This window comes from Mesorhizobium sp. ES1-3 (genome assembly GCF_020164795.1).
Classification (GTDB): domain Bacteria; phylum Pseudomonadota; class Alphaproteobacteria; order Rhizobiales; family Rhizobiaceae; genus Mesorhizobium.
In genome coordinates this window covers 79085-85654 of sequence record NZ_JAIUGW010000028.1, presented here as the reverse complement: position 1 = coordinate 85654, position 6570 = coordinate 79085, and the positions used below count along the sequence as shown (strand labels likewise).

The 6570-nt window shown below is 62.6% G+C and carries 4 protein-coding genes; 2 read left to right on the top strand and 2 right to left on the bottom strand.

The annotated features are described in order from the left end of the window. Positions 1–252: 252 nt before the first annotated feature. Positions 253–1443: a hypothetical protein gene (locus LB536_RS27135; protein ID WP_224598001.1), complete on the bottom strand. Its 1191-nt coding sequence runs from the start codon at positions 1441–1443 to the stop codon at positions 253–255. Positions 1444–1779: 336 nt separating this feature from the next. Between LB536_RS27135 and parC the strand changes: the two genes are divergently transcribed. Together parC and LB536_RS27125 are read left to right on the top strand one after the other, a co-directional pair. Continuing rightward, positions 1780–4032, top strand: coding sequence for a DNA topoisomerase IV subunit A (gene parC / locus LB536_RS27130; protein ID WP_224597999.1), 2253 nt, complete (start codon positions 1780–1782; stop codon positions 4030–4032). Between the two features lie 288 nt (positions 4033–4320). Next, entirely contained in the window at positions 4321–5535 is a 1215-nt protein-coding gene (locus tag LB536_RS27125; protein WP_224597997.1) for an AI-2E family transporter, read from the top strand. 9 nt (positions 5536–5544) lie between these two features. Here the strand turns inward: LB536_RS27125 and LB536_RS27120 are convergent, their stop codons facing one another. Then, positions 5545–6441 (bottom strand): DMT family transporter, encoded by an 897-nt coding sequence (locus LB536_RS27120; protein WP_224597994.1) that lies wholly within the window; start codon positions 6439–6441, stop codon positions 5545–5547. Between the last annotated feature and the right edge of the window lie 129 nt (positions 6442–6570).

The following is a 6570-nucleotide window of genomic DNA, read 5'->3' as shown; positions in this document are numbered from 1 at the left end:
CGCATCTTAGGGGGAGAAAACTGTTACCTATGTATCCGGTTCATTCTGTTACCCATCTATCCGCTGGACACGGCAGGACAATGAGGGGCGGCGCGGGTGCTGGCGATTTGCGAGCGGTCGTAGCAACTGAAGCCTTCTGACAGGCAATCGGTTCAGCATCGAATTTCATATTCGCAAGCTTCAGCGCTGCCCCTCATCCGCCTGCCGGCACCTTCTCCCCGTATAGTGACGGGGAGAAGCCAGCTAATTCGATCAGTCCTCGTTGGCCTTGACGCTGACGCCGAGCGTCTTCGGCAGGTCCAGCGGGTTCGACATGGCGCCGGCCATGATCAGCGCGAACGGCACCGATGCCGGCGGCTCGGCCGAGATTTCGAGGCTCTTCGGATCGTCGAGATATTTGCTGACCGCCGCGGTCACCTGAGCCGTCAGCTCGGGATTGTTGAGCTGCGCCATGCCGAACGGCACGATCGCCTTGGCCTGGTTGGCGATGTCCTTGGCCGACATGCCTTGCTGCTTGCCGACATAGTCCAGCACCTTGCCGGTCAGCGAATCGTCGTCGAAGCGGATCGAGGCGCTGTTGAACGAAAGCTGCTGCAACAGGCCGAGCATGGCCATGCCTTGCGCCGAATTGTCGGCGCCTTCCGGCTGTGCGGCCATCTTCTTCTGCATTTCCTGCAGCGACTTGATGAAGTCGATCGTGTAGCCGCCGAGGTCGAAGGTCATGCCGAGCGTGCCGGCATTCTCGACGGAGATGTCGTATTTCGACAGTTCCATCTTGCCGTCCGATGGCTGCCAGGTGCCGGCCATTTCGAGATTGCCCGAGATGTTCTGGTAACCGAGCGCGTTGATGACCTCCTTGGACTTGGGATCGTCGACCAGCGAGAGATCGGCCGTGAACTTCTCCGTGTTGGCGGTGAACTCCATCGCCTTGCCGTCGGCGGGCGGCGTGATCTCGATGGCAAGGCCGTCCATCGAGAAGGCGGTCTTGTCGGCGACCTTGACCGTCATGTTCGACAGTTCAGCGGATTTGTACATCATCAGCGAACCCAGCGGGCCGGTGGAGCCGTCGGCCGGCACCGTCATGTCGTGGATGACGAAGGGGCTGAGATCGAGGGTGACGCCGTCCTTGCTGTGTTCGAAGGCCGAGGTCGACACGGTGCCGATATCATAGCCGCCATTGGCTTCGGTGACGTTCTCGAGCTTGACGTCGCCGATCGGCAGCGCTTCCTTTTCCGCGGCCGGTTTCACCGACACGCCCTGCAGCACCATGCTGGTGTTGTCGCCGGTCACGCCGGTCCAGGCGATGTCGACGCCCTGGGCCGCGAGTGCTGCCTTCAGCCGGTCCGCGACCGCGGCGTCCTGGGCAAGGGCCGCATTCAGCGGCAGTGTGAGCAAGAAGGTCGAAAGAGCGAATTTCCGGAGAGTTGAGCGGTTGATTGTCATCGCAAGGTCCCTGAGAGTGTCCTGAAATTATTTTTCAATTCTTTGCGCCATCACCATTCCGTGACGAACTGGACGGGAAAAAGGCGTGTCCCGGCACATTGGTCGAAAATCGCGGTGAAAGGCAAACCCGATCCGAACGCTATTGCAGGATGCGGTGAATTTGGCATGAAGGTCGGGCCGCCAGCGTGTTGTGCTTCGCAATAGATGTGGCATGTAACAGGTTGATGTTGGTCGGCAAGCTCGACGTTGCGGTTTCCAGTTGCAGAATAGCGTGCAAATCGACCGGCCGGGTGCGCGCCTCTTGCCGCGAATCACCCGCTCGGCTAGGTCCAACCCATGGGAAAAAGGCTTTTGCCGCCTGACAATGGCGGCGGCGATCATATCGAACCGGTCGATCTCAAGAAGGCGCTGGAAGAGCGCTATCTTGCCTATGCGCTGTCGACCATCATGCACCGGGCGCTGCCGGACGTGCGCGACGGACTGAAGCCGGTCCATCGCCGTATCATGCACGCCATGCGCCTGCTGCGCCTCAATCCCGACCAGGGTTTTGCCAAATGCGCCCGCATCGTCGGCGAGGTGATGGGCAAGTTCCACCCGCATGGCGACCAGTCGATCTATGACGCGCTGGTGCGGCTGGCGCAGGATTTTTCGATGCGCTACCCCCTGGTCGACGGCCAGGGCAATTTCGGCAACATCGACGGCGATAATGCCGCCGCCATGCGCTACACCGAAGCGCGCATGACCGACGTGGCGACCGAATTGCTTGCCGGCCTCACCGAGGACGCCGTCGACTATCGGCCGACCTACAATGAAGAGGACGAGGAGCCGGTCGTGCTCCCCGGTGCCTTCCCCAATCTCTTGGCCAACGGCTCGTCCGGCATCGCCGTCGGCATGGCGACGTCGATCCCGCCGCACAACGCGGCCGAGCTTTGCGACGCCGCGCTGCACCTGATAGAGCATCGCGACGCGCCGGTGGCGAAGCTGATGGATTTCGTCCAGGGCCCGGATTTCCCGACCGGGGGCATCATCGTCGACAGCCGTGCCTCCATTCTCGAAGCCTATGAGACCGGCCGCGGCGGGTTTCGCGTGCGGTCGAAGTGGAACCAGGAAGACCAGGGCAGGGGCACCTGGAGCATTGTCGTCACCGAAATCCCCTATGGCGTGCAGAAGGCGCGGCTGATCGAGAAGATCGCCGAACTGTTGATGGCCCGCAAGCTGCCGCTGCTCGAGGATATCAGGGACGAAAGTGCCGAGGACATCCGCGTCGTGCTGGTGCCCAAGAGCCGTTCCGTCGACCCAGGCATCCTGATGGAATCGCTGTTCAAGTTGACCGAGCTCGAAAGCCGTTTCGCGCTCAACATGAATGTGCTGTCGCGCGGCAAGGTGCCCAACGTTCTCTCGCTGAAAGGCGTGCTGCAGGAATGGCTGGATCACCGCCGCGACGTCCTCGTCCGTCGCTCGAAACATCGCCTTGGCGAGATCGAGAGGCGGCTGGAAATCCTCGTCGGCTACCTGATCGCCTATCTCAACATCGACGAGGTGATCAAGATCATCCGCGAGGAGGATGAGCCCAAGCAGGTCATGATGGCCCGCTGGTCGCTCACCGACACCCAGGCCGAAGCGATCCTCAACATGCGGCTGCGCGCTTTGCGCAAGCTGGAGGAATTCGAGATCCGCAAGGAATTCGATGGCCTGACCGCCGAAAAGAAGCAGATCGAGGCGCTGCTGGCGTCCGATGCGAAGCAGTGGTCGACGATCAAGTGGGAAGTCACTCAGCTTCGCGACAAGTTCGGCCCGGAGACCGAGATCGGCAAGCGCCGTACCCAGTTCGCCGATGCGCCCGAGCACGACCTGACCGACATCGCGCACGCCATGATCGAGCGCGAGCCGGTCACTGTCGTGGTTTCGGAAAAGGGTTGGCTGCGGGCAATGAAGGGCCATCTGGCCGATCTTTCGACGCTGACCTTCAAGGAGGGCGACAGCCTCAAGCTCGCCTTCCATGCCCAGACGACAGACAAGGTGCTGGTCTTCACCACCGGCGGCAAGTTCTACACGATTGGCGCCGACCGGCTGCCCGGTGGCCGCGGCCATGGCGAGCCGATCCGCATCATCGTCGACATGGACAATGACCAGGACATCGTCACCGCCTTCGTCCACGATCCCAAGCGCAAGCTGCTGCTCGCCTCTTTCGACGCCAACGGCTTCATCGTTCCGGAGGAAGAGGTGGTCGCCAACACCCGCAAGGGCAAGCAGGTGATGAACGTCAAGGCCCCCGACGAAGCCAAGCGCTGCGTGCCGGTCACCGGCGATCATCTGGCCATCGTCGGCGAGAACCGCAAGATGCTGGTGTTCGCGCTCTCGGAAATTCCCGAGATGGGCCGCGGCAAGGGCGTGCGGCTGCAGAAATACAAGGACGGCGGTCTTCTCGACCTCAAGCCGTTCACATTGGCGACCGGTCTTTCCTGGCAGGATTCGGCCGACCGTACCTTCACCCGGTCGCGCGAGGAACTGGCCGAGTGGATCGGCGCGAGGGCATCGGCAGGGCGTATGGTGCCGAAGGGTTTCCCGAGGACCGGGAAATTCGGTTGAAGCTGCGCCTCTTCCCTCTCCCCTTGTGGGGCCCGAAGGGCGGGCGAGGCCCGTGACTCGCCCAGGGCGGTGGCCTCGCGAAGCGAGGTCGGATGAGGGGTGTTCCAGGGAACGCCAACGCCTCACTCCGCTGGAACACCCCTCATCCGTCTCGGCGCTGACGCGCCGATCCACCTTCTCCCACAAGGGGAGAAGGAAGAGCGCCGCCATCACGATTTGGACTATCGTCACGATTGCTGCACTATATCGGTCCATAACTGACCGGATGGGCCGGGGAGAACAGGGCGTTTGAAGGAAGCAAGGATCCAGAAACCGGAACGGCAGCAGCGCCTGTTTGGGCTGTCCACACCGCTTCGGTCGGCCGTCATACCGCCGCTGTCGGCGGCACGCTGGCTGCTGGTGCTGATCGTCGCCGCCGGCGTCTATTTCTTCCACGGTTTCCTGTTCCCGGTGCTGGCCGCCCTCGTCATCGCCTTCGCCAGCTGGCCGCTCTACCGACGGCTGCTGGTCGGCGCCGGCGGCAACCGCACCATCGCCGCCACCTTCGCCATCCTGTTCATCCTCGCCTTCCTGGTGATCCCTATCGCGCTTGCCGGCACCTATGCCATCAACGAGGTGCGCGAATGGGTCGGCTGGGCGATAGAGACCAATCGGCACGGTGCGGTGACGCCGCACTGGATCGCCAGCCTGCCTATCGTGGGTGAGTGGCTGAACGAGCAGTGGACCACCAATCTCGGCCATCCCGGCGGCATCGGCGAACTGATCCAGCTGGTCAGCGGCGCCAATATCGGCAGCATCTACCGGGGCGCGCTCGCCGCCGGCGGCAGCGCCTTCAGCCTGTTTCTGACGCTGCTGTTCATGATGATCGCCCTGTTTTTCGCCTATCGCGACGGCGAGAATTTCGCCGGCCAGATCGACCGCCTCGGCGAACGCATCTTGCCGACCCGCTGGGAGCGGATCTCGCGCGTCGTGCCGGCGACCATTTCCTCGACCGTGACGGGCATGACCGTGATTGCCATCGGCGAGGGGCTGGTACTGGGCGTCGCCTACTGGCTGGCCGGGGTGCCGTCGCCTGTGACGCTGGGCGCGCTGACCGGCGTGATGGCACTCATCCCCGGCGGTGCGCCGCTGTCCTTTACCTTGGTGTCGATCTACCTTGCCGCCAGCGGCTCGCCGATGGCCGGCCTAGCGCTGTTCATATGGGGAACGGTCGAACTGTTCATCGTCGACAAGACGCTGCGCCCCAAGCTCGTCGGCGGACCGATAAAACTGCCCTTCCTGCCGACCTTTTTCGGCCTGATCGGCGGCGTCAAGACCATGGGGTTTCTCGGCCTGTTCATCGGCCCGGTGCTGATGGCACTGCTGGTCGCGATCTGGCGCGAGTGGCTGCGCGAGGTGGAACTGGCCGACGAGACGGCCGCCGGATCGGCGGCCGAGATCGAGGCCGGTCCGCGCATCGAGGCCCTGCCCGAACCAGGCGCCGCGAAGAAGGCCAGCGCCTGATCTCGACCTCTACGCCGGGTGGTGCACCGCAAGGTCACCGCGGCGCCGGCGTCCATCATGCAACTGCCAGAGCGAATGGGCGACCAGGGTGACAATCAGGATGCCGCCGCCGATCAGGCTGTTGCGGGTCGGCGTCTCGGCAAAGATCATCCACACCCAGATCGGCGCCAGCACGGTTTCGAGCAGGTAGAACATCGCTACTTCCGGTCCTGAAATGTATTTCGGCCCGGCGGCGAGGCAGAAGAACGAGATCGGCATGATGACGGCGCCGTTGAAGATGATCCACCATGGCGCGTTCACGTGAAAACCTTCGCCCGTCACCATGAAGGCGGCCAGCCCAAGCGGCAGAAGGACACCGATGAGCGAGGTGAATCCCATATCCTTGCCGCTGGCGCGCGAGATGGTGATGGCGACCGCGATGAAGAAAGCCGAGCAGAGCGCCATGAAATCGCCGAACAGCTTGCCGGTGCCGACCGAACCGCCGACGATGACCAGCACGCCGAGGATCATGACAAGCATCGCCACGATCGTCACCGCCCGCGGTCTTTCCTTCAGGAATATCCAGGACAAGAGTGCGGCGAATACCGTGTTGAAGGCCAGGATGAACACCAGATCGGCGGTCGAGGTGTGGAAGACCGCGGTAATGAAGGTGATCGAGGTCAGCCCATAGCATACAGCCACGATCAGTCCGGACCAGCCGGGGATCAGCGGTGGGACATTCCGGCTCCGAGCGCGCCAGACCGACCAGATGATCATCGCGGCGATGAAGGTGGTTCCGGTTCGCAGCAGAAGGATCGTCCAGGCGCCGCCATCCGCAAGGCGGATCAACGGTATGTCGACAGTCAGTATCAGTCCGCCAATGGCGGTTATCAGAAGGCCCTTCTGGTGATCATGGTGAGGGGACATGCAGGAACTTTCGCAATTGAATTGCAGGCGGCGGCCGATCGGCGCAATCGCGCACTCTCTCCAGCTGAACGGCTGAAAGACCAGCATCCCCTGCCTTGAAACAGTTTAAGCGTGGATCGTGGGAAAACT

Excerpts from the sequence above, each read along its gene's own strand:
- parC (WP_224597999.1), top strand. The coding sequence starts at position 1,780 with ATGGGAAAAAGGCTTTTGCCGCCTGACAATGGCGGCGGCGATCATATC.
- LB536_RS27135 (WP_224598001.1), bottom strand. The coding sequence starts at position 1,443 with ATGACAATCAACCGCTCAACTCTCCGGAAATTCGCTCTTTCGACCTTC.
- LB536_RS27120 (WP_224597994.1), bottom strand. The coding sequence starts at position 6,441 with ATGTCCCCTCACCATGATCACCAGAAGGGCCTTCTGATAACCGCCATT.